The organism is Thioclava electrotropha, assembly GCF_002085925.2.
Classification (GTDB): domain Bacteria; phylum Pseudomonadota; class Alphaproteobacteria; order Rhodobacterales; family Rhodobacteraceae; genus Thioclava; species Thioclava electrotropha.
Window position 1 is genome coordinate 2,038,213 of sequence record NZ_CP053562.1, and the last position, 23,509, is coordinate 2,061,721.

A 23,509-nucleotide genomic window follows, 5' to 3' on the forward strand; every position below is an offset into this window, starting at 1 on the left:
ATGGCGAAAGTCGGATCCATCCTCGTCGTCTGCGTTGGCAATATCTGCCGCTCTCCTGTAGGCGAACGGCTTCTGGCCGCGGCGCTGCCTGACTGCAAGGTCAGTTCGGCGGGCATCGGCGCGGTTGTTGGTGCGAGCGCGGACAAGACCATGAGCGAAGTCGCGGCGGAACACGGGCTGAGCCTCGACGGTCACGTTGCGCGCCAGTTCACCGCCGAGATCGGCGCCGAGCACGAGTTGATCCTCGTAATGGAGGCGGGCCACAAGCGCGAGATCTCGCGTCGGGCGCCGCAACTGGGCGGGCGGGTGATGCTGTTCGATCAATGGATGGGGGGCAAAGGGATCGCCGACCCGTACCGGGAACCGATCGACGCCCATCGCAAGGCCTTCACCGAGATTTCCGCCGCGAGCGAGGCATGGGTCTCGCGGCTCGCACCGAAACGGTGATCCGCGTCACGGCGGCATAGGCGCGGTTTTGAATAAGCATTTGAGAGTTTGAACGGGACAGATGAAGCAAATTTCCGAAATGACGCAGAAACATGCCGCGCAGCCCGAAGTCGAGGATGACGAGATCGACCTGATGGCGCTGGCTGGCGCGCTTCTGGCGGGCTGGAAATGGATCGCGCTGGCCTTCGTCGTCGCCGTGATCCTCGGTGCCTTCATCGCGCTGCGCAAACCGGTGATCTATCAGGCCACCGGGCTCTTGCAGCTAGAGCAATCGCAAAACGCGCTGGCCGCGCTCCCGACCTCAATGCAGGACATTCTCGGCAGCGACGGTGGCGGCAAATCGGAGGCGGAAACCCAGATCGCGATCATGTCCTCGCGGCTCGTTCTGGGGGAGGCGGCCAACAAGCTCAATCTGCAGAATTTCGTGATCCCGCGGCGCTTGCCGGTGATCGGTCTGCTGCCGACCAATCTGCATCTGCCGGATCCGGGCCTGCTCGATCAGTATCAATGGGGCAATGAGAGCCTTCAGATCGGGCGCATGAAGGTGCCGGAGCAATGGTTGGGCGAGATGATCGACCTGCGCGTCACCGGTGCGGATAGCTACGAAGTCACGCTGCCGGACGGGACCGATCTCGCTGGCACGGTGGGCCATGAGATCACGGCGCGTGATGGCGATTTCACCTTGGCCGTGGCGTCGATGGATGCCCCGGCCGGGCGGGAATTCTACGTCGGGCGGCAATCGCTCAACGCTGCGATCAAGACGATGAAGGCGAATTTCTCGGTCTCCGAGAGCCCGCGCGGCTCGAACATCCTTCAGACCTCGTATCAGGACACCGATCGGCAGCGGGCCGAAGCGATCCTGAATGCGATCGCGACCTCCTTCGTGGAACAGAATATCGAGCGCAATTCGGCCTCCGCAGAGAACAGCCTCGATTTCATCGAAAAGCAGCTTCCCGACGCCCGCCAGAACGTGTCCGACGCGGAGCAGGCGCTGAATGCCTATCGTCAGAAGCAAAAATCGGTCGACGTTAAATATGAGACGCAGGCCCTGCTGGAACGCGTCACCAAGATCGAAGGCGAACTCTCCGCGCTTGATCTGAAAGAGGCGGAGCTGAAGAACCAGTACACGGTCAATCACCCGGCCTATCAGGCGCTGCTGCAGAACCGCAAAGAGCTGCAGGCGCAGCTCGATCAGGCGAAGAAGGCGACCCAAGGTCTGCCGGAAACGCAGAAGGACATCTTCAACCTGCAGCGCAATCTCGAAGTGGCGCAGCAGGTCTACACGCAGCTGCTGAACCGTTCCCAGGAACTGAAAGTCGTGCGCGCCTCCACGGTGGGCTCGGTGCGCGTGATCGACAAAGCCTATGCGAGCACGATCCCGGTCGCGCCGCGCAAATCGCGGATCGTGGCCCTCGCGGCCATCCTCGGCCTGATCATCGGGGCGGCCATCGTGCTGATCCGTCGCGCGCTGCGCCGGGGGATCAAGGGCGCCGAAGAGATCGAGGCGCTCGGCCTTCCGGTCTTCGCAACCGTGCCCTTCGCACAGGAAGCCGCCGATCTGCGCAACCGCAAGGGCGATCTGCCGATCTTCGCGCTCGAACATCCCGAGGCGGTCGCGACCGAGGCGCTGCGCTCCTTGCGCACCTCGCTACATTTCGGGCTGCTGGATGCGCAGACCAACTCGATCCAGATCACCTCCGCCGCACCGGGCGTCGGCAAGACCTTCATGTCGATCAACCTCGCCGTGGTTGCGGCGCAGGCAGGGCAGCGGGTCTGCGTGATCGATGCGGATATGCGCAAAGGCTACCTCGCGCGCTTCCTGCATCTGCCGAAAACGGTTGAAGGCCTCTCCGACTATCTCGGCCATGAGAAATCCCTGGCGGAGGTGATGCGCGACGGGCCGGTCGAGGGGCTGAAAGTCATCACCTCGGGCCGTTATCCGCCGAACCCGTCCGAGCTGCTGATGCGGGCCGAGTTCGGGACCATGCTGCGCCAACTCGATAGCGAATTCGATCTGATCATCGTCGACGCGCCGCCCGCGCTGGCCGTGACCGATCCGGTGGTGATCGGGCGCTCGGTCGGGGCGAGTATCGCGGTTGCGCGCCATCTCGAGACGATGCAGGGCGCGGTGCGCGCGGTGCAGGCGAGCTTCGAGGCGGCGGGCACCTCAATCACCGGTGCGGTCCTCAACGGCTTCAAGGCCGAGGCGAGTGAGCGCTATGGCGGCCATTACCAATATCATTATAACTACCGCTACAGCTACAAATCCGACGACTGAGCGGGGGCGTCCCGTTCGTGACTCGGACGGGAGGCGCGAATGCTGCGAAAACTGCTGGGCCGGGCGAAAATCTCGAAGCTCGGGATCACCACGCCCGAGCCGCGTCCGGACCGTCATGGCATCGCCATCGCCGCGATCGTGCGCAATGAGGCGCGGTTCATCGGCGAATGGGCGCGGTTCCACCATGCGGCAGGCGTGCGGCATTTCGTGATCTACGACGATGCCAGCACGGATGAGACCCGCGCGGTGTTACAAGGCGCGCTACCGCCCGAGGCGCTGACGATCATCCCCTGGGCACAACGGCTCAGCGATATCCGACTGGGGCGCGAAATCCACAATCAGGTACTCGCCTATGCGCATGCGGCTGGGAACTTCGGGAGCGACGTGCGCTGGATGGCCTTCATCGACGTGGACGAGTTCCTGATCCCGACCGCGGGTGACGATTTGAACGCGGCGCTTGCGCCTCTGGGCGATATCCCGAATGTCTCGCTGCCGTGGCACATGTTCGGCTTTTCGGGACATGAGACGACGCCCGAGGGCGGGATGCTCGCCAATTTCACCACCCGCGCGCGCGATCCGATGGGGGATGCGCCGGGGCTGCGGGCGTTCAAGATGCTCGTCGATCCGTGCCGCCTGACGGCGCTGCGCGTCCATTCGATGGAGACCGAGGACGGGCAGGCGACGTGGAACGACGCGGGGGTGAAATCCGACATGAGTGCGCGCGACAAGCCGGAGTTCTACTCCACCGCTGCCGTGCAGCTGAACCACTATTACACGCGCTCGAAAGCTGATCTGGAAGCCAAGATCGCGCGCGGGCCGAACCTTGTGGCCAAGCGCGAGGCTTATCGGCGCAAGGTGATGCGCACGGTCAACAGCGTCGAGGCGGATACGGTCGGGGATACGCGCGCCCGCGATCTGGCCGCGCGCCTCGGGATCACCGGTTAAGGATCCTTGCGCCAGTTCTCCTCGACCCATTTCGTGGGCCAGAGGAAATGCCGCAGGTGGCGCAGCATCGAGCCGTCCCGCTCGCCGCGCAGGCCCGCCTTCACATGCTCCATCGGTGTCATGTGGGTAGAGCGGCTGTTCCAGCGCCCCTCGATCGCGTCGATCGGGTTCAGCCCGCCGGGGAAGATCACCACCTTCGCATCCTTCGGCAGTTTTGGCGGCGCGAAGAAGTTGATCGGGAATTGCCGGATGCAGTGCCACTTGAAGGTCGCGACCCAGCCTTTCGGCCAGAACTTCACGCCGCCCGGCGTGCGCCGCGTCACGAAGCGCTGCTCGAAGACGTATTTCTCCGCCGTGGCCTGCGGATCGGCGAGGAATTCCTCGCGCAGCGGTGCCAGCTTGCCAATCGGAAAACGGTAGAGCGAGGTCTGGCCCAGCCGCTCGAACGGGGTGTTCGGGTTGCGGGTCAGGATCACGTCATCGGGGTCGCCGTATTCGAACATCGCATCGAGATTGCCGGTCACGACCACGTCGAGGTCGAGAAACAGCACCGGCCCCGACAGCCCGCCCAGATCAGAGCGCCACAGCCGCGACTTGCCCCAGATGCCCTGACGCACATTGGGCATGTCGCAATCGAGTTCGGGCAGCGGCATCGCGGTGATACCGGGATCGAGCCCCTCGAACGTGTCGGTGAAGCAGTAGAAATCGAAGGGCGGCGTCACATGGCGCGCGACCATACCGTAGAGGCGGTTGACGTAATCGACGCCGTATTTCTCACCCCAGCGGATACAGATGATCTGTTTCTTCATGCGTCACCTTTTTGAGTTACGCGCCCTCAATAGCCCCAGCGGGCGGGGCCGTGCAATCGCGGATCGGAGGGGTCAGCGGAAGAAGCGCGGCCGCAGATGGGCGTTGAGCTTTTTCGCCAAGCGCTTGAGCGGGTGCATCTTCTTGCCGCGCGTGCGCCCGATATCCTGCAGATGGGCCGCATCGAGCCCATAGGCGGGCAGGCGGGCCGCGAGGTCGTCGGCGCTGTCATTGTCGAGATCGAATTCCACGTATTGATCCGGCTTGTCGGCCATATAGGCGCGCACATCGGCCAGATGCGCATCCCATTCCGCGCGCCATTGATCCTTGAGCACCTCGAGATCGCTCAGGCCCCGCGCCGCCAGTTCGCGCTTGGCAAACTCACCATGGCCATGCTTGAGACGCGAGGCGATCCAGCCTTCGCGGTCGCGGAAGTTCAGCAGCAGGATCGTGTCGGGATAGTCGCGCAGGATCTCGCGGAAGGCCGTGGCGCCTTCCCAGCTGACGGTGCCGTCGCTGTAGATCAGGTCGCAATAGAAGGTGAAATCCTCGGCGCTGGCGAAGACCTTGCGCCCGGCGGCGAGATTCTCGCGCATCACCCGGCCGATGCGGCGCGGCACCGGGCGGCCTTCGCGGATCTTGTGATGAACGGCGGGGTGGCCTGCCGCGCGGAACAGCTCGGCCAGCGAGCGCGTGCCGCATTTGTTGAAACCGATTGCGACGACGCGCGGCAGGGAGTGCGGTTGCGCGGAAGCGGCGCGATCTTGCATGGCGACCTCGGAGCGGGTGAGACAGGAGCGGCGAAAACGTAACCTCTCCTATCCCATCTTGGGCGGATCGTTTCAATCGCGCTTTGTGCGTCTGGCGACCCGCCGCAAACCGGTTACATCCGCAGCCGGAAGTAGCTCATCTCGATATTGCCTTCCATCCCGGTATCGCAATGACCGAAGCGCGAGTTCGAGGTGCCGTCGATCTTGCCGCCGGAGACGATCGCGACACCTTCGATCCCCTCGGCCTGTGCCGAGAAGCTCACATCCTTCACCGCGAGGATCTGGCCGCCGAAGAAGGAGATTTTCGCTGCCGAGGAGACACCGCCCATAGTGATCAGTTTCGCGCCGCCGTCAGGGGCGCAATTGTCATCGCGCCCAATGCGCAGCCCCTGCGGAGCCGAGAAGCTGCGATCGTCGGTCGAGGTGTTCGCGAAGATTGCGTTTTCGAGTGCAACGCCATTGCCGAATTTCACCGGGCAATCCGCGATCACAGCGACTTCCGAGATCACGGCGGGATCGGTCGTCTCTTCTGCCGTGGTATCCGCCGTATCGGCACTTTTCTTGCCATTTCCTGTATCGGTCTTGTTCGGGACCGAGATCGTCACGCTCGAATTGCAGTTGAGCACATAGAGATTGCCCGGGGTGAAGTCGGTGGTGTCGAGCTTGGTGCCGGTCAGCACGGTCGGGCTCTTGTTGGTGATGTAGGAGGGCAGATAGCCGGTGCCGTCCCGCATCGACTCGATGATCTTGGGAATGCGATCGATGATGCGCAGCTTGTAGAACGAGGTGCGCAGCGCCTCTTGCAGCCCGTCATTCTGCTTGAACCCCGAGGCGGGGATGTCGAGCTTGCTGGTGTCGGGCATCGACACGATCGCGCCGCTCTCGAAGAGGTTGTTCTGATTGAGCGAAACATATTGCGCCGCATAGAGGCAGAAGCCCGAAGCGAAGCTGTTGCCCGATTGCAGGTCGATCACGCCTTTCGCGGCCAGACCTTCGGTGAGGCAGGCGGGCTGATAGGCTTCGGCTACGGCGCCGGTGTTGATCTGCCAACCGTCCTGACCGATCACCTTGCCGAAGAAGGTGGGTGCGGCGTTCGCGCGCTCGGTCGTGCGATGGGCCATCACGCGGACGGCCGGGCTCAGATCGAGGTCTTCGGCGTAATCCGTGACGAAGCGGTGATTGGTCGCGTCGTAATAGCCGAAGGTCACGTCGTCTTTGGTGATCACCGAAGTCCCGTCATCGGAGGCGAGGTTGGAATGGGCCAGCTGGGCCGCACGGGTCTTCGCCTCGTCTTTGGTGATCAGCGGGTCAGAGGAGAGATACATCGCGCCGAGCGCCGCCGCATCGGCCGCGTCCTGCATCACCACCCGATTGCGATAGCCGTTCGAGACGTCGAGCGCGAGACTGCCGACAGCGAGGAACAGGATCGTCCAGAACAGCGAAAGCTGGGTGATCACGCCATCTTCTTCAGCGGTAAATTCGGTAATCGTTACGCGGTTCATGTCAGGACTCCATGTAGCGGTAGTCGTGGACCGTGAGGTCCATGTTGAGAACTCTGGTGAAAAGACCTGTGGCGACGAGTTCGGACATCGGGATCGTCACGCGGGTCTCGATGATCCCGTCGGTGACTTGCGTGTCGACCGTGTAGGTGGTCTCGTCATAGGGGAGCAGGGCGCGCAGGCGCGCCATCGTGTCCTCGTCATTCTCGAACCGCCCGACCGAGTAGGCGCGATCTACATCCTGCACGATACCGAGGATCCGTGACTGTGCGTTGAAGATGAGGGAAACGTCGACGGTCGCGGCGAGCATCCCGATAAACAACGGCAGCCAGAGCAATGCTTCGATCGTTGTGGCGCCGTCTTCGGCGGAGAAGAAACTCTTTAAACGCTTCAAGACAGGACGCCCCATGGTTGAAAACGGTTGATTAACTATCTCCAGTTGCAAAAAGCGAAACTACCGCGGCGTAAATATGGCGAAATTGCGAAATTGAGGCAGAAATTGATCGGAATCGACACATTTGGGCGCGCGATGCTTAGGGCTGCGGTCTTTGCAGCGCGACGTTGCGCCGGTCCCCGCCGCCGCCTACAACGCCCCCAGACCACAGCTTAATTCGGAGCTCGCCCATGACGCCCGCCGCGCGCTATGCCGCCGCCATCGATATTCTCGACCGCATCCAGACGGGCGAGGTGGCCGAGCGCGCGCTGACCAACTGGGCCCGCGGCCACCGGTTCGCGGGTTCCAAGGACCGCGCGGCAATCCGCGATCACGTCTTCGATGTGTCGCGCTGCAAGGCCAGTGCCGCGCTTGCCGGGGGCGGGCAGCAGGGTCGCACTCTAGTCGCCGGGCTGCTCCGCTTGCAGGGCACCGATCCCGCAACGGTCTTCACGGGCGAGGGCTTTGCCCCTGATCCTCTCTCCGACGAGGAGCGCGCGGCCCTGTCCGAGCCTTTGCCCGACGCAATTGCGCAACTGGACTGGCCCGACTGGCTGCGCGACCAGCTTGCCGCCGATCTCGGGTCCGACTTCGACGCCATTTCCGAGGCGATGCGCGCCCGGGCGCCGGTCTTCTTGCGCGTCAATCTTGCGAAAACAGACCGTGCGGAGGCGATCGCGGCGCTCGCCAAGGACGGGATCGAGGCGTTCCCGCATCCGCTCGCAGAGACCGCGCTGGAGCTTGGCGAGGGCGCGCGGCGCATTCAACAGGCGGCGGCCTATACGGACGGTCTGGTGGAGTTGCAGGATGCGGCGTCGCAAGCGGCCATCGCCTCTGTCCCGATCGCGGCGGGTCAGCGCGTGCTCGATTATTGCGCGGGCGGCGGGGGCAAGGCGCTGGCGCTGGCCGCAGCCTGTCCCGAGGCGCAGATCGCCGCGCATGACATCGATGCGGGGCGGATGCGCGATCTGCCCGTCCGTGCGAAACGGGCCGGGACGAAAGTGGCCGTGCGCGCGCCGGGCGATCCGGGGACGGGCTATGACCTCGTCGTGGTCGATGCGCCCTGTTCGGGCTCGGGGACCTGGCGCCGGACGCCGGATGCGAAATGGCGTCTGAGCGCTGCGCGGCTGGCCGAACTCGTGACCCTCCAGAGCGAAATTCTCGACGTCGCCCTCGACCTCGTCGCCCCCGGCGGACGTCTGGTTTACATGACGTGCTCGCTTCTCTCGGTCGAGAATGGCGCGCAGATCGCCGATTTCGTGACGCGTCACGGCTGCGAGCTCGTGTCGCAGCGGCAATTCACGCCGCTCTCCGGTGGAGACGGGTTTTTCGTCGCCCAGCTCCAGCTCTGATTTTTCTGCCACTTTTGCCGCCCGGATCACGGCTGCGTGATTGACACAATCGTCAGTTGAAAGTCTAGTCGCGTTAATTGGGTTTTAATTATTTTACCGCGCTATGGGGCCGATCTGTCAGGCAGGGAGGCGAGCGTGGGGCGGAACGAATTGATGCTGCAGCCACTCTCGAAGACGATGGCGGCGCTGGCGCCGGGTGCGGTCTATTTGCTGCTTGCAGCGGGAATTGCGGCGGCAATTGCCTTCGTGATGCCCGATGAGGTGGTGACTTGGGCAATGTTCTCCGTCGCAGGGACGCTCGTGATCACCGCCGCTTGGCTGCGTCTGGCCTTGGCGCAGGACCGAAGGCGGCGCGCACGACAGCAGGAAACGCTCGCGAATTTCATCGCCCATGACGCCGCGCCGAGTTTTACCACGGATCCCGAGGGCGAGATCGGCTATCAGAACCGCGCCGCCGTGGAGCGGTTCGGCTCGCGAGGCGGGCAGGGCCTGGCGCGAACCCTGGCGGAGCTTTTCGCCGATCCGGGCGCGGTGTTGCGCCGCCTGCAAAGCAAGGCAGAGGCGACGGGGGCCGCGCGCGAGGATCTCGTGACCCGGCGCGGCCATCTGCGGCTCTCTGTTCACCGTATCGGCTCTGGCGATTTTCTCTGGCGGCTCGAAGATATGGCCGAACGGGCGATTGGCGGGCGCGGCGCGGAAACGATCAGCTTGCCGATGCTCACCGTCTCGAATGGCGGCACGATCCTGTTCATGAACGAGGCGTTGCGGCGGCTCGTGGGGGAGCGGGTGCGCTCTCTCGATCGTATTTTCACCGATCTGCCACTGCGCTCGGGCGAAGAGCACGAGATCAAGGGAGAGGACGGCCCCGTCACCGCGGTCGTGGCCCAGCTTGAAGGCGTGGGCGGTCGATCCGAGGTTTATCTGCTCCCGATCGGCGCACCGCGCTCCGCCGAGGAAGGCGCGAATTTCGAGGCGCTGCCCGTCGCTATGCTGCGCCTGTCAGCCCATGGCCGCGTGCGCGCAGCCAATCGTGCCGCGCGTGGCCTCCTGGGCGGGATCGAGCCACAGACACGCCTTGCTGACCTCCTCGAAGGGCTCGGGCGCCCGGTCTCGGACTGGGTGAACGACGCGCTCGCAGGCCGTGCCGATGGCCGACCCGAAGTGCTGCGCGCCCGGCGCGGCGACAAGGAGGTCTTTCTTCAGGTCACACTCTCGCGGATCGTGGAAAACGGGCGTGCGGGGCTGCTCGCCGTGCTGTCCGACGCGACGCAGCTCAAGACGCTCGAAGCGCAATTCGTGCAAAGCCAGAAGATGCAGGCGATCGGTCAGCTGGCAGGCGGTGTCGCGCATGATTTCAACAATCTGCTCACCGCGATTTCGGGTCATTGCGACCTGCTGATGCTGCGACACGACAAGGGCGATGGCGACTATGCCGATCTCGACCAAATCAGCCAGAATGCCAATCGCGCCGCGGCGCTGGTCGGTCAGTTGCTCGCCTTTTCGCGCAAGCAGACGCTGAAGCCGGAGATCCTCGATCTGCACGACACGCTGTCCGATCTGACCCATCTGCTCAATCGGTTGGTTGGCGAGAAGGTCGTCCTGAGCGTCAAGCATGAAAGCGATTCCGGACGGGTGCGCGCGGACAAGCGGCAACTCGAACAGGTCATCATGAACCTCGTGGTGAACGCGCGCGACGCGATGCCCGGCGGGGGCGAGATTCGGATTGAGACCGACGCGGTGCACCTTGCCGAAAACCGCACCCGCGACCGCGTGGCGGTACCCAAAGGCGACTATGTCGCGATCAAGGTCACCGATACCGGCACCGGTATCGCAGCCGATAAATTAAGCAAGATTTTCGAGCCCTTCTTCACCACAAAACGCACGGGCGAGGGCACGGGGCTGGGGCTTTCGACGGCCTATGGAATCGTGAAGCAAACCGGCGGGTATATCTTTTGCGATTCCGTCATCGGGACAGGAACGAGTTTCACGATCCTTTTGCCCGCCTATGCCGCTACCGAAGAGGCAGACGTGTCGAGTGCCGAAGACGCAACGGCGGAGGCGCGAACTGCCCCGCGTGGCCCCACGACGCCTTCCGTCATGCCCAAAGCGGAAGCTGCGCCGCGCGCGACAAAGGCGACCCCGGTGATGGCCGGCGAGGCGACCGTGCTTCTGGTCGAGGATGAGCCCCCGGTGCGCGCCTTCGCCGCGCGCGCGCTCAAACTGTGCGGCTACACCGTGCTGGAGGCCGAGAGCGCGGAAGAGGCGCTGGAGCTGCTCGAAGATGCTGATCTGCAGGTCGATATCTTCGTCACCGACGTGATCATGCCCGGGCTCGACGGGCCAAGCTGGGTCAGCCGCGCGCTCGAGGCGCGGCCGGGCACGCGCACGGTTTTCATGTCAGGCTATGCAGAGGAAGTGTTCCAGAACGGAACGTCCCCCGTGCCGGATTCTGTCTTCCTGCCGAAACCTTTCTCGCTGAGCGAATTGACAGCCACGGTGCAGGACTTGCTCTCACGCTAAGGCGCGGGTGACCCGATCATACAGCGCAAGATCGTCCTGCATCGCGACCCGTAGCGCAGCCTCGGTCTCGGGGGCGAGCCCGGTCTCGACCGCAGGGGGGACGTTCACGCGGGGCAGGGTGATGGCGAAGCCGAGCTGATCTTCGAGAAAATGCACGAAATCCTCGATCCGCTCATACGGAAAAATCCGGTCCACCAGCGGCGTGCCTTCATCATCACAGAGAAACACGGCCTGACTGGGCACATCGCTGAACCCTGCGCGCGGGTCCTCGATGTAGTCGCGCGCGAACTGGTCGAAGGAATAGCCGGCTGAAATGTCGCTTTCCTCGATCAAATCGCGCAGTCGAAAACGATAGAGCGACCGCAACCAGTCGAGCGGCTCGCGCATCAGCGCGACCGTGGTGAAGCTGGCCTCGGTCTTCGAAGACAGCAACGGCGCAAGATGATCTCGGAAATCGCGGGCCGAGGCATGTTTGAGAACAGCCGGACGGGTCAGCGCGACGTCGGCCAAAGACTCCAGCGCAGTCTCGACCGCAGAGGAACCTGCCTTGGGCGTGGCGAGGAAGACGAGTTTTTGTTTCCAGAAAATCAGCATCTTGGCGGGTCAGCTCCTAACTGCGCCGGTGATAATCATTCGGCCGACGCGGGTAAACCGTTTCTTAACCGAATTGGCGGTTCAGTGAGTTGTGGAAAATTTTGTTGTAATGTTCACGTTCTGTGCGCATAGTGCGGTCAGAACATGAGGTGAACATCCGCGCGAGGGCGTCGCATTGCCGACCAGCCGTCGCTGTGAAATAAGGAAGCGGACAAATGGCAGTAGCGAAGCTTTTCGATATGGATAAATCTCCCAAGGCAGACAAGCAAAAGGCGCTCGACTCGGCGCTGGCGCAGATCGAGCGGCAATTCGGCAAAGGCTCGATCATGAAGCTCGGCGGCGACACGCCCGCGCGGGAAATCGAGGCGACATCGACCGGCTCGCTGGGGCTCGATATTGCGCTCGGCATCGGCGGGCTGCCGAAAGGCCGGATCGTTGAGATCTATGGTCCGGAAAGCTCGGGTAAGACGACGCTGACGCTGCACGCGATCGCGGAAGAGCAGAAGAAGGGCGGCGTCTGTGCCTTCGTCGACGCTGAACACGCGCTCGATCCGCAATATGCACGCAAACTTGGCGTCGATCTCGATGAGTTGCTGATCTCGCAGCCCGACGCAGGCGAGCAGGCGCTGGAAATCGTCGACACGCTGGTGCGTTCCGGCGCGGTCAGCCTCGTCGTGGTCGACTCGGTCGCGGCGCTGACGCCGAAGGCCGAAATCGAAGGCGATATGGGCGATCACACTGTGGGTGCGCAGGCCCGTCTGATGAGCCAGGCGATGCGCAAGCTGACCGCCTCGATCGGGCGTTCGAACTGCATGGTGATCTTCATTAACCAAATCCGGATGAAGATCGGGGTGATGTTCGGCTCGCCGGAGACGACGTCGGGCGGCAACGCGCTGAAATTCTACGCCTCCGTGCGTCTCGACATCCGCCGCATCGGTTCGATCAAGGATCGCGATGAGGTGGTGGGCAACCAGACCCGCGTGAAAGTGGTGAAGAACAAGGTGGCCCCGCCGTTCAAGCAGGTCGAGTTCGACATCATGTATGGCGAGGGCATCTCGAAGATGGGCGAACTGGTCGATCTCGGCGTCAAGGCCGGGGTCGTTGACAAGGCCGGCGCCTGGTATTCCTACGGGGACGAACGCATCGGTCAAGGCCGTGAAAACGCGAAGACGTTCCTGCGCGAACACCCCGATGTCGCCTATGAGATCGAAGACAAGATTCGCGCCAGCCACGGGCTCGAATTCGACAAATTATCCGAAGATGACGCGCTGACCGAAGACTGATCGTCACCGCAAATTCATGCATAGGCCGGGAGCGTCGTCTCCCGGCCTTTTTGCGATTGCTGGACAGGGGGAAGGGGCGGCGTTAAACGGGACCGAACATGCCCGATCAGGCGAGACAGGACGATATGCCCAGCCTTAACGAAATCCGCTCCACTTTCCTCAATTACTTCGAGCGTAACGACCACCGGGTCGTTGACAGCTCGCCCCTCGTTCCGCGCAACGACCCGACGCTGATGTTTACCAATTCCGGCATGGTGCAGTTCAAGAACTGCTTCACCGGGGTGGAGAAGCGCGAGTACAACCGCGCAACGACCGCGCAGAAATGCGTGCGCGCAGGCGGCAAGCACAACGACCTCGACAATGTCGGCTACACCGCGCGCCACCATACGTTCTTCGAGATGCTGGGGAATTTCTCCTTCGGGGATTATTTCAAGGAAGACGCGATCCCGTTCGCCTGGGAATTGCTGACCAAGGATTTCGACATTCCGAAGGACAAGCTGCTGGTCACGGTCTACCACACCGATGACGAGGCGGCGAATATCTGGAAGAAGGTCGCAGGCCTGCCCGACGAGAAGATTATCCGTATCCCGACCTCGGACAACTTCTGGCAGATGGGCCCGACCGGTCCCTGCGGCCCCTGCACCGAGATTTTCTTCGATCACGGCGATCACATCTGGGGCGGCCCGCCCGGCTCGCCCGAGGAAGATGGCGACCGGTTCATCGAGATCTGGAACCTCGTTTTCATGCAGAACGAGCAGTTCGAGGACGGCTCGATGCGCGCGCTCGACATGCAGTCGATCGACACCGGCATGGGGCTTGAGCGGATCGGCGCGCTGCTGCAGGGCAAGCACGACAACTACGACACCGACCTGATGCGCCACCTGATCGAGGCCTCGGCCAACGCGACCGATGGCGCGCCGGACGGGCCGGGCAACGTGCATCACCGCGTGATCGCGGATCACCTGCGCTCGACCTCGTTCCTGATCGCGGATGGCGTGATGCCCTCGGCGGACGGGCGCGGCTACGTGTTGCGCCGGATCATGCGCCGCGCGATGCGTCACGCGCACCTGCTGGGCGCGAAGGATCCGGTCATGCACCGTCTCGTGCCGTCGCTGATCCGCGAGATGGGTGCGGCTTACCCCGAGCTGGGCCGGGCGCAGGCGCTGATCGAAGAGACGCTTCTGGGCGAGGAAACCCGCTTCAAGACCACGCTCGATCGCGGGCTCAAGCTGCTCGACGAGGCGCTTGTGGACCTGCCCGAAGGGGAGAGGCTACCGGGCGAGACTGCGTTCAAACTCTATGACACGTTCGGCTTCCCGCTCGATCTGACGCAGGATGCGCTGCGCGAACGTGAGCGCGAGGTCGATACCGAAGGGTTCGACGCCGCAATGGAAGAGCAGAAGGCCAAGGCGCGCGCCAGCTGGTCCGGGACGGGCGAGGCCGCGAATGCCGCGATCTGGTTCGATCTGTCCGAGAAGCTCGGCGCGACCGAATTCCTGGGCTACGACACCGAGACCGCGGAAGGTCAGATCACCGCGCTTGTGACCGAGGGCGCAGAGATCGACAAAGCCTCCGGCGAGGTGCAGATCGTGGTCAACCAGACCCCGTTCTACGCCGAAAGCGGCGGTCAGGTCGGCGATCGCGGATGGATTGTGACCGAGACGGGTAAAGCTGAAGTTACCGACACCAAGAAAGTCGCAGGCGTCTTCATCCATTTCGCGCGCGTCACCGAGGGCGAGATCGCCAAGGGGCAGGGCGCGAAACTGGAGGTCGATCATGCACGCCGCAGCGCGATCCGCGCGAACCACTCGGCCACGCACCTGCTGCACGAGGCGCTGCGCCGCACGTTGGGCGATCACGTGGCCCAACGCGGCTCGCTCAATGCCGAGGACCGTCTGCGCTTCGACTTCTCGCATAACAAGGCGCTCTCGGCCGAGGAAGTCGCGAAGATCGAACGCGAAGTAAATGAATTCATTCGCCAAAACACGCAGGTCGATACCCGGATCATGACGCCGGACGATGCGCGCGATCTGGGCGCGCAGGCGCTGTTCGGCGAGAAATACGGCGATGAGGTCCGTGTCGTCTCGATGGGCGAGTTGGCCAATTCCGGCAAGGGCACGAACGGAAATGTCTATTCGCTCGAACTTTGCGGCGGTACTCATGTGAAGCGGACCGGCGATATCGGCACCTTCGTCCTGACCGGCGAAAGCGCGTCCTCGTCGGGCGTGCGTCGGATCGAGGCGCTGACCGGCGATATCGCGATGGCCGAACTGCGCCGCCGCGACAAGCTGCTGGGCGAGATCGAAGGGCTGGTGAAAACCTCCGAGGCCGATCTGATCGGACGTCTTCAGGCGATCCTCGACGAGCGCAAGGCGCAGGCCAACGAGATCGCGCAGCTGCGTCGCGAACTGGCGATGGGCGGCGGTGCCTCCGGTGGCCCGGACATCAGCGAAATCAATGGCTTGAAGTTCGTTCCTCAAGTTGTGACCGGCGTGACCGGCAAGGACCTTCCGGGGATCGTGGACGAGCTGAAAGAGAATGTCGGTTCCGGCGTGATCCTCGTGGTGGCCGATGCGGGCGGCAAGGCGGCCGTGGCGGCTGGCGTCACCAAGGACCTGACCGAGCGCGTCAGCGCGGTCGATCTGGTGAAGGCCGCGGCGCAGGCGCTTGGCGGCAAAGGCGGCGGCGGTCGTCCCGATATGGCGCAAGCCGGCGGGGCCGATCCGTCGAAAGCCGATGAGGCCATCGCGGCCGTGAAAACTGTTCTGGAGGGATTGTAATGGCAGGCGCATTCTGGATCGCCCATGTGAAGGTGCTCGACGACGAGGCCTATGGCAAATACGCCGAGGGCGCGGGCCCCGCGATCGCGAAACATGGTGGACGCTTCCTCGCTCGTGGCGCGCGCTATGTGCAACTCGAAGGCAATGACCGCGCGCGCAATGTCGTCGCTTGGTTCCCGTCTCTGGAAGCGGCCGAAACCTGCTACTACTCCGACGACTATCAGGCGGCGCTGGCCCATGCCAAAGGCGCATCCGAGCGTGACCTGATGATCGTCGAGGCGATGGACGACGTCGAAATCAAATGAAGATCGGCCTGTAAGGTATTGATCGGAAATCATTTAGAAGGCGGCTGCGGCCGCCTTTTTCTATGACGTTGCGCCCGGTCGTTTTTGCTCTGGACCTTCGGGCGCGCTGCGTCCTATGCTGCCGACATGACCACGAAGACCATCATCATCTGCTGCATTATCCGCTGACATACGTCACGCGGGCTGGTCTTCTCTTTCCAAATTTCTCATGACCTTGTAAGCCCGCCGGCAGGTGCCGCCGACCCTTTGCGAGGACACATGACCCAGATCCGTTTGCGCAATTCCCTGACCCGGAAAGTCGAGGATTTCCGTCCGATCGATGCCGACAACGTGCGGATGTATCTCTGCGGCCCGACCGTTTACGACCGCGCGCATCTCGGCAACGCCCGTCCGGTGGTGGTTTTCGACGTGCTCTACCGGTTGCTGCGCCACGTCTACGGGCCGGAGCACGTCACCTATGTGCGCAATTTCACGGATGTGGATGACAAGATCAACGCGACGGCGCAGGCGCGCAAGGAGGCCGGGGCCGAAGGGTCGCTCGAAGAGCTGATCCGCGCGCGGACCGAGGAGACCATCGGCTGGTATCATGCCGACATGGATGCGCTCGGCGCCTTGCGCCCAGATCAGGAACCGCGCGCAACCGACTATATCGGCGCGATGATCGCGATGATCGAGACGCTGATCGAAGACGGTCACGCCTATGCCGCCGAGGGCCATGTGCTGTTCCGGGTGCGTAGCTACAAGGATTACGGCGCGCTGTCGGGGCGGACGGTCGACGACATGATGGCGGGCGCCCGGGTCGAGGTCGCGCCGTTCAAGGAAGACCCGATGGATTTCGTGCTGTGGAAGCCCTCCGACGAGGGGCTGCCGGGTTGGGAGAGCCCGTGGGGCCGGGGCCGACCGGGCTGGCATATCGAGTGCTCGGCGATGTCTTACGAACTGCTCGGCGCGTCGTTCGACATCCATGGCGGCGGCATCGACCTGCAATTTCCGCACCACGAGAATGAGATCGCGCAGAGCTGCTGCGCCCATCCCGAAGGCTCCTTTGCGAATTACTGGCTGCATAACGAGATGCTGCAGGTCGAGGGCAAGAAGATGTCCAAGTCCTTGGGCAATTTCTTCACCGTGCGCGATCTGCTGGATGGTCATGACGGCGAGAAGGGTATTCCGGGCGAAGTGATCCGGTTCGTGTTCCTGCAGACGCATTACACCAAGCCGATGGATTGGACGGCGGAGAAGGCGCGGCAGGCTGAGAGGACTTTACGGCGCATTGCAGAGTTCTTGGCAGAGGAACCTCTTACGAAGCGTTGGGGTGAAATTCGAAATGCGAAGCCGCCTCAAGAGTTCATTGACGCGCTTGCAAATGACCTGAATACGTCTTTGGCGCTCTCCCTTGTGCGCAAATATTTGAAAGAACGAGATGAGTTCAAGCTCGTTGGGGCGCTTCTACTCTTGGGATTTGACCACCAAGTCTTGGTTCAGAAATTCTCGCAGTTCCAATTCGCAGCTTCCTCCAACGAATTTTCTTCAGGTTTTCGGATGTCCACTCGAGGAGACGAGGCATCGGAGAACCCAAATCGAATGACCGAATTGGGCAATCGCCTTTCGGAAATGCGTAAAGAGGCAATGGAAACCAAGGACTTCGCTCCAGTCGATGCCATGAAACAGGCTCTCATCGATGCGGGTGTCGAGGTCCGCATGTCGAAGGCCGGGGTGGAATTGCTGCCCGGACCCGATTTTGACCCCGCCAAGCTGGAGGGCCTGTGATGGCGCGCAGCTACAGCGATAAGGGACGCGCCGGACCCGAGGGGGCGCAATCGCGCCCGCCCTGGGGGCGGGTCGGGCGCAGCCCGGCGTTCCGCCGGGCGGGAGCTCTGAGTGAAGGACGGCCTGAACGGGCGAACCAAGGCGCCAACGGAGGCAACCAATGACCAAACAACGCCTCTATCTCTACGACACGACCCTGCGTGACGGGCAGCAATCGGCGGGCGTCCAATTCTCGGTGCCGGAGAAGATCGAGATCGCCAGGGCGCTCGACGCGATCGGCATCGACTATATCGAGGGCGGCTGGCCCGGGGCGAACCCGACCGACAGCGATTTCTTCGAGGCGCGGCCCGAGACGCGGGCGACCTTCACCGCGTTCGGGATGACCAAGCGGGCAGGGCGCTCGGCCGCGAATGACGACGTGCTGGCGGGCGTGATGAACGCGAACACCCCGGCCGTCTGCCTCGTCGGCAAGACGCATGATTACCATGTGACCACCGCGCTCGGGATCACGCTGGAGGAGAACCTCGAGAATATCCGCGCCTCGGTCGCGCATATGGTGGCGCAAGGCCGCGAGGCACTGTTCGACGCCGAGCATTTCTTCGACGGCTACAAGGCGAAGCCCGACTATGCGCTGGAGTGTTGCCGCGCGGCCTATGAGGCGGGCGCGCGCTGGATCGTGCTGTGCGACACCAATGGCGGCACGCTGCCGGGCGAGATCGGCAAGATCGTCGAAGCGGTGATCGCGGCGGGCATTCCCGGCGACCGTCTCGGCATCCACTGCCATGACGATACCGGCAACGCCGTGGCGGGCAGCCTCGCGGCCATCGAGGCCGGTGCGCGCCAGATTCAGGGCACGCTGAATGGGCTGGGCGAGCGCTGCGGCAACGCGAACCTGATCACGCTGATCCCGACGCTTCTGCTGAAAGAGCCCTACGCCTCGACGCTCGACACCGGGATCGCGCCCGAAAACCTGCGCGACATCACCAAGCTTTCGCGCAAGCTCGACGATATCCTGAACCGGGTGCCGCTGCGCTCCGCGCCCTATGTGGGTGCCTCGGCCTTCACCCATAAGGCGGGGCTACACGCCTCGGCGATCCTAAAAAATCCAGACACTTACGAGCATATCGACCCCGCCGTCGTGGGGAACACGCGCCTGATCCCGATGTCCAATCAGGCGGGCCAGTCGAACCTGCGCGCGCGGCTGAAAGGCATGGGGATCGAGGTCGCGAAGGACGATCCACGCCTCGCCCGCATCCTCGATCTGATCAAGGAGCGCGAGGATCAGGGCTATGCCTATGACGGCGCACAGGCGAGTTTCGAGCTGCTCGCGCGGGCCGAGCTGGGGCAATTGCCGAAGTTCTTCGAGGTGAAGCGCTACAAGGTCACGGTGGAGCGGCGCAAGAACCGCTACGACAAGATGGTCTCGATTTCCGAGGCGGTCGTGGTGGTGAAAGTCGGCGGGAAGAAGATGCTTTCGGTCTCGGAAAGCATGGACGAGCAGGGGCATGACCGCGGCCCGGTAAACGCGCTCTCGAAAGCGCTGTCGAAGGATCTCGGCCCCTATCAGAGCCTGATCGACGACATGAAGCTGGTCGATTTCCGCGTGCGGATCACGCAAGGCGGCACCGAGGCCGTCACCCGCGTCATCATCGATAGCGAAGACGATGCGGGCCAGCGCTGGTCAACCGTGGGCGTGTCGCCGAACATAGTGGACGCGAGTTTCGAGGCGCTGCTCGACGCGATGATCTGGAAGCTGATGCGCGACGGGGCGCAGCCCGCATGAGCGATCTGGCCGCGTCTCTCCAAGCGGCGGCCGAGGCCGTGCGTCAGGGCGACCCCGATCGGTTCGCCGCCACCATGGCCGCACCTGCGGATCTGCGCGACCGCCTCTGGCCGCTCTACGCCGCCAATCTCGAGATCGCGCGTGCGCCCTGGGCCTCGTCTGAGCCGATGGTTGCCGAGATGCGCCTGCAATGGTGGGTCGATGCGCTGGAGGCTCTGTCCGAGGGCCGCGAACCGCCGCATGAGATCGGCCCGGCGCTTGTCTCGGTGGCACAGCCCGCGCGCCATTTGATTGCCGCGGCCGAAGCCCGTCGTGCCGATTGCTGGCCCGATCCTTTCGACGATGTTTCAAGCCTTTGGGCCTATCTCGATCAGACGTCCGGCGCGCTCTACTGGGCCGCGGCCGAGGCGCTCGGCGCGCCTGAGGAAGCGGAAATTACCGTGCGCAGTTTCGGTGCAGGCGCCGGGCTCGCGGCGCTCCTGCAAGCATGGCCCGATCTCGTCGCGCGGGGGCGTCCACCGCTTGTCGCACCGGACATCGCAACGCTGCATCAGCTCGCGGCGGAGGGCCAAGTGCGACTCGAACCCGCCCGCAAGCTGCGTCTGGGAGCGGCGAAGGCAGCACTTCTTCCGGGATGGCAGGCTCGGGCGCTCCTCGCGCGCGCGCGCGTCATAGAAGACCCGCTTGCGCCGGGTGCGCTGGCGCTGTCGGAATTCCGCCGCAGATCGGGACTTTTGCGCGCCGCGCTGCTTGGCGTCTGACCCCTTAGGGCCAGCGTGCGGGTAATTTTCGGAAATTAGAGGAATCTTCAACTCTTCGCCTGATGGTGATCGCGATTGCCCCGATAGGTCGGGTCGCTGCCGCAGTTCGCCGGAGGACGTTGATGCGCTTTCTCGACAATTTGAAACTTGGACTGAAATTGCCGCTGATGCTGGTGGCGATTGCCATGGTCGCTCTGACGATTATGGGAATTTCAGCCTATCGTACCGCCTACGGACTGCTGGAAAGCGAAGGGACACAGCGCCTCACGCGAACTCTGGCCGCGCGCGTCGCTCTTGCGGAAGACTGGGCGCAGACACTGGCCTCCAATACCCGCACGATCGCCGCGAATCCCGACACGGCGCGGGCGCTTTACGATTTCACCAAGAGCCTCAACCGGCTCGATCCTACCGCCATCGAAAGCCTGCGGACCGGGGCCGCAGAGGCCGGGGCGTCCGAGGGCGAGGTGAGCGGCCCGCTCCGGGACTATCGCCTGCTACTGGATCGCTATGGTCCCGCCATTGATCAGATTTTGGCGGAGAATGGCCTGAAAGATCTCTATCTGATCGATCGCGACGGTCGCATTGTTTTTGCCGCGCGCGATCATAGCGCAGTTGGCCACGCGCTTGCGGATGAACCGGCGGGGCTGATCGAGGCCGCGACCGCTGCGCTGGATTGGTTGAGCGCGCCGACGGGCATGGTGGCGGCCGATACCGTCGCCGTTTCACCCCCGCATTTCGAGTTTGCCAAGGGTCGGTTCTTCGCCGCACGCCCCGTGCGAAGCGGAAATGGTCTCAAGCTCGGTGCTGTTGTCTTGCGAAAGCCGATGGCCGAACTCGGGGGGATCATGGCCAACCCGCGCGGCATCGGCGAGACCGGTGAAGGTTTCCTGATTGACGAGAAAGGGAGGCTGATGAGCGATCTGCGCTTTCCGGCCAACGCTCCGAAACCGGGGGAGGTTTTGCCCGCGGCTACCGTGAGTGCTGTAGAACAGGCGCAGGAAGAGGTGATCTCTTTGCATGGGCATCCAGCGATCGAGAGAACCCAGAAGGTCACTTTATTCGATCAGCCCTATTGGGCGGTCGTCGAGCAAGACCGTGCAGAGCTGTTCGCTCCTGCCACGTCACTTGCCCGTGCGATGCTATTCAACGCGTCCTGGCTCATCCTTCTATTGGCGGCCCTTTCTGCCTGGATGGCACGATCCGTCTCAAACCCTCTCAAGGGCCTGGAAAAATCCATTCGCAAGATCAGCGGAGGCGATTACGCGAGCGAGATCGCACAGACTCGCCGTGGCGACGAAGTCGGTGCAATCGCCTCCGCGCTGAGCAACCTGCGCAACGAGCTTGATCAGTCTGAAGGGATCAAACGCGAGGCCACGCGACAGGGCGCAGCCTATGCTAACGCCTCCGCCGCTCTGATGATCGTCGATCGCGACTTCCGTATCACCCATGTCAATCGTGCGCTCGTCGATCTGGTCGAGTCGCGGCTCGACGAGTTTCGCGTTGTCAGCACCGACCTCGATCCTAAGAATCTTGTGGGCCGCTCGATGGATGATTTCCACGCCAATCGGGGACACGCCCGTGCGCTGCTCGGTGATCCAACTCAATTGCCCCTTCATGTCGATATCAAGGTTGGCGAGGGTCGGTTTGGCGTCGACGTCACCGAATTCGTTGATGGGCAGGGCAATCAGGCGGGGTTCGTGGTCGAGTGGCGCGACGTGACCGAACGACGGATGAAGGATGCCCTTATCGCGGCCATCGAGCGTGGCCAGCTCTTTTGCGAGGCCAACCCTGCCGGGATGGTTGTTCGAATGAACGCAAATCTGCAATCGCTCCTCGGGGGGCAGGCACCAAGCCTCATGGGAGAGCCGCTGAAGGACTGGCTAAGCACGGTTGATGGCAGTGATCCTTGGCCTTCGATTGCCGCCGGTGAGCCCGTCACTGCCCGCTTTTCGATACGTGACCGTCAGGGCAATACCTTTCTGCTCGACGGCTCGCTCAATCCGATCTCGGATAAAGCAGGGCGCTTGATGAAGATCGTGCTCATGGCCAGTGACGTGACCGTCGCGGAAGCTGCGCTTGCCTCCGCCCAACACCGAAATCTCAAAATGATCGAGGCTCAGAAGTCCGTCGTCGAGACGCTTCAACTCGGCCTTGCAGCCCTGTCGCGCGGCGATCTGAGCCTGACGCTCGACACGGAGTTTTCCCAGGAATACGAGGCGTTGCGCAACGATTTCAACGCTGCAGCGCAAAACCTTGCGGCAGCGATCGTTTCAGTCATCGACAACGCTGCGGCGATCGACACTGAGGCCAGTGAGATCGCCTCTGCTTCTGACGACCTCAGCCGCAGAACGGAGCAACAGGCTGCGACGCTTGAAGAAACCGCAGCCGCACTCGATCAGCTCTCATCGTCTGTCACGACCTCGGCGCAAGGCGTGGCGGAAGCGGATCGGGTGGTGTCAGAAGCCCGCAGCAGCGCGGAAACCTCTGGTGAAGTGGTCAAGCAGGCCATACAGGCGATGAGCGAAATCGAAACCAGCTCACAGCAGATTTCCAAGATCATCGGCGTGATCGACGAGATTGCCTTCCAGACCAACCTACTTGCGCTCAACGCTGGTGTCGAAGCCGCGCGCGCCGGTGAAGCGGGTCGCGGTTTCGCCGTTGTCGCTTCAGAAGTACGCGCCCTCGCGCAACGGTCTTCCGAAGCCGCACGCGAAATCGACACCCTGATCACCGCGTCGAGCGAACAGGTGACCCGAGGCGTGGGCCTCGTCGGCGAAACCGGCCGTGCGCTCACGGAAATTCTTAACGCTGTCGTCGATATTTCGGCGCGTGTCTCTGAAATAGCGGGCGGTGCCCATGAGCAGGCAGAGGGGCTGAAAGAGATAAATGCCGCGGTGAATCAGCTGGACCAAGTGACGCAACAAAACGCAGCAATGTTCGAAGAAACGACCGCGGCCAGTCACGCTCTGATGACAAATGCGACATCCCTGCGCGACATCACTGCCCAGTTCAAAGTCAGTATGCGGGCGACGTCAAAAGAAGGCGAGAGCACTCTGTCGGCGCAAAATCAATATGAGGTTCAGGCAAGCGAAGGAGGCCGTGAACTTCCGCAAGCGGTGGGCGAAACCGCTCCGCGCGGTACCACCTTTTCAGCTGAAGACTGGGAAGAGTTTTGAATTCGCACG

17 protein-coding genes are annotated in these 23,509 nt (G+C 63.0%); 12 read left to right on the plus strand and 5 right to left on the minus strand.

Going from position 1 to position 23,509, the window contains the following annotated elements; genetic code table 11:
- From AKL02_RS09755 to AKL02_RS09765, 3 genes are all read left to right on the plus strand, one after another.
- Positions 1 to 447 (plus strand): arsenate reductase/protein-tyrosine-phosphatase family protein, encoded by a 447-nt coding sequence (locus AKL02_RS09755; protein WP_083077924.1) that lies wholly within the window; start codon positions 1 to 3, stop codon positions 445 to 447.
- Positions 448 to 508: 61 nt separating this feature from the next.
- Positions 509 to 2,725 carry a polysaccharide biosynthesis tyrosine autokinase gene (locus tag AKL02_RS09760; protein ID WP_232621765.1) on the plus strand — a complete coding sequence of 739 codons (2,217 nt, stop codon included), beginning with the start codon at positions 509 to 511 and terminating at the stop codon, positions 2,723 to 2,725.
- A 39-nt stretch (positions 2,726 to 2,764) separates the two neighbouring features.
- The gene (locus tag AKL02_RS09765; RefSeq protein WP_083077925.1) at positions 2,765 to 3,670 is read left to right on the plus strand and encodes a glycosyltransferase family 92 protein; all 906 of its coding nucleotides are present in this window, start codon (positions 2,765 to 2,767) and stop codon (positions 3,668 to 3,670) included.
- On the opposite strand, the gene AKL02_RS09770 is transcribed toward AKL02_RS09765, so the two are convergent.
- The 4 genes from AKL02_RS09770 to AKL02_RS09785 all read right to left on the minus strand — a co-directional run bounded on the left by AKL02_RS09770 (position 3,667) and on the right by AKL02_RS09785 (position 7,140).
- Positions 3,667 to 4,479 carry a glycosyl transferase gene (locus AKL02_RS09770; RefSeq protein ID WP_083077926.1) on the minus strand — a complete coding sequence of 271 codons (813 nt, stop codon included), beginning with the start codon at positions 4,477 to 4,479 and terminating at the stop codon, positions 3,667 to 3,669. The genes AKL02_RS09765 and AKL02_RS09770 overlap by 4 nt on opposite strands.
- A gap of 72 nt (positions 4,480 to 4,551) precedes the next feature.
- Complete coding sequence (locus tag AKL02_RS09775; protein ID WP_083077927.1) at positions 4,552 to 5,247, minus strand: sulfotransferase; 696 nt, start codon at positions 5,245 to 5,247, stop codon at positions 4,552 to 4,554.
- Positions 5,248 to 5,360: 113 nt separating this feature from the next.
- Complete coding sequence (locus AKL02_RS09780) at positions 5,361 to 6,749, minus strand: pilus assembly protein TadG-related protein (RefSeq protein ID WP_083077928.1); 1,389 nt, start codon at positions 6,747 to 6,749, stop codon at positions 5,361 to 5,363.
- A gap of 1 nt (position 6,750) precedes the next feature.
- The gene (locus AKL02_RS09785) at positions 6,751 to 7,140 is read right to left on the minus strand and encodes a TadE/TadG family type IV pilus assembly protein (RefSeq protein WP_165756979.1); all 390 of its coding nucleotides are present in this window, start codon (positions 7,138 to 7,140) and stop codon (positions 6,751 to 6,753) included.
- A 230-nt stretch (positions 7,141 to 7,370) separates the two neighbouring features.
- Here AKL02_RS09785 and AKL02_RS09790 point away from each other — a divergent pair, with 230 nt between their 5' ends.
- Both AKL02_RS09790 and AKL02_RS09795 read left to right on the plus strand, forming a co-directional pair.
- Entirely contained in the window at positions 7,371 to 8,531 is a 1,161-nt protein-coding gene (locus AKL02_RS09790; RefSeq protein ID WP_083077929.1) for an RsmB/NOP family class I SAM-dependent RNA methyltransferase, read from the plus strand.
- 153 nt (positions 8,532 to 8,684) lie between these two features.
- Positions 8,685 to 11,051 (plus strand): ATP-binding response regulator, encoded by a 2,367-nt coding sequence (locus AKL02_RS09795; RefSeq protein ID WP_083077951.1) that lies wholly within the window; start codon positions 8,685 to 8,687, stop codon positions 11,049 to 11,051.
- On the opposite strand, the gene AKL02_RS09800 is transcribed toward AKL02_RS09795, so the two are convergent.
- Positions 11,043 to 11,645 (minus strand): hypothetical protein, encoded by a 603-nt coding sequence (locus AKL02_RS09800; protein ID WP_083077930.1) that lies wholly within the window; start codon positions 11,643 to 11,645, stop codon positions 11,043 to 11,045. The genes AKL02_RS09795 and AKL02_RS09800 overlap by 9 nt on opposite strands.
- 215 nt (positions 11,646 to 11,860) lie before the next feature.
- On the opposite strand from AKL02_RS09800, the gene recA reads away from it, so the two are divergent.
- From recA to AKL02_RS09835, 7 genes are all read left to right on the plus strand, one after another.
- Positions 11,861 to 12,928: a recombinase RecA gene (gene recA / locus AKL02_RS09805; RefSeq protein ID WP_078523378.1), complete on the plus strand. Its 1,068-nt coding sequence runs from the start codon at positions 11,861 to 11,863 to the stop codon at positions 12,926 to 12,928.
- Between the two features lie 125 nt (positions 12,929 to 13,053).
- Positions 13,054 to 15,708, plus strand: a complete 2,655-nt coding sequence (gene alaS, locus AKL02_RS09810; RefSeq protein WP_083077952.1) for an alanine--tRNA ligase — start codon at positions 13,054 to 13,056, stop codon at positions 15,706 to 15,708.
- Positions 15,708 to 16,013, plus strand: a complete 306-nt coding sequence (locus AKL02_RS09815; RefSeq protein ID WP_078523379.1) for a DUF1330 domain-containing protein — start codon at positions 15,708 to 15,710, stop codon at positions 16,011 to 16,013. Before alaS ends, AKL02_RS09815 begins: the two co-directional genes overlap by 1 nt.
- Positions 16,014 to 16,271: 258 nt before the next feature.
- Positions 16,272 to 17,780: a cysteine--tRNA ligase gene (cysS, locus tag AKL02_RS09820; protein ID WP_083077931.1), complete on the plus strand. Its 1,509-nt coding sequence runs from the start codon at positions 16,272 to 16,274 to the stop codon at positions 17,778 to 17,780.
- A gap of 160 nt (positions 17,781 to 17,940) precedes the next feature.
- Entirely contained in the window at positions 17,941 to 19,563 is a 1,623-nt protein-coding gene (gene cimA / locus AKL02_RS09825; RefSeq protein WP_083079246.1) for a citramalate synthase, read from the plus strand.
- The gene (locus AKL02_RS09830) at positions 19,560 to 20,324 is read left to right on the plus strand and encodes a squalene/phytoene synthase family protein (RefSeq protein ID WP_083079247.1); all 765 of its coding nucleotides are present in this window, start codon (positions 19,560 to 19,562) and stop codon (positions 20,322 to 20,324) included. Before cimA ends, AKL02_RS09830 begins: the two co-directional genes overlap by 4 nt.
- A 122-nt stretch (positions 20,325 to 20,446) precedes the next feature.
- Positions 20,447 to 23,500 carry a methyl-accepting chemotaxis protein gene (locus tag AKL02_RS09835; protein ID WP_165757031.1) on the plus strand — a complete coding sequence of 1,018 codons (3,054 nt, stop codon included), beginning with the start codon at positions 20,447 to 20,449 and terminating at the stop codon, positions 23,498 to 23,500.
- Positions 23,501 to 23,509: the final 9 nt, after the last annotated feature.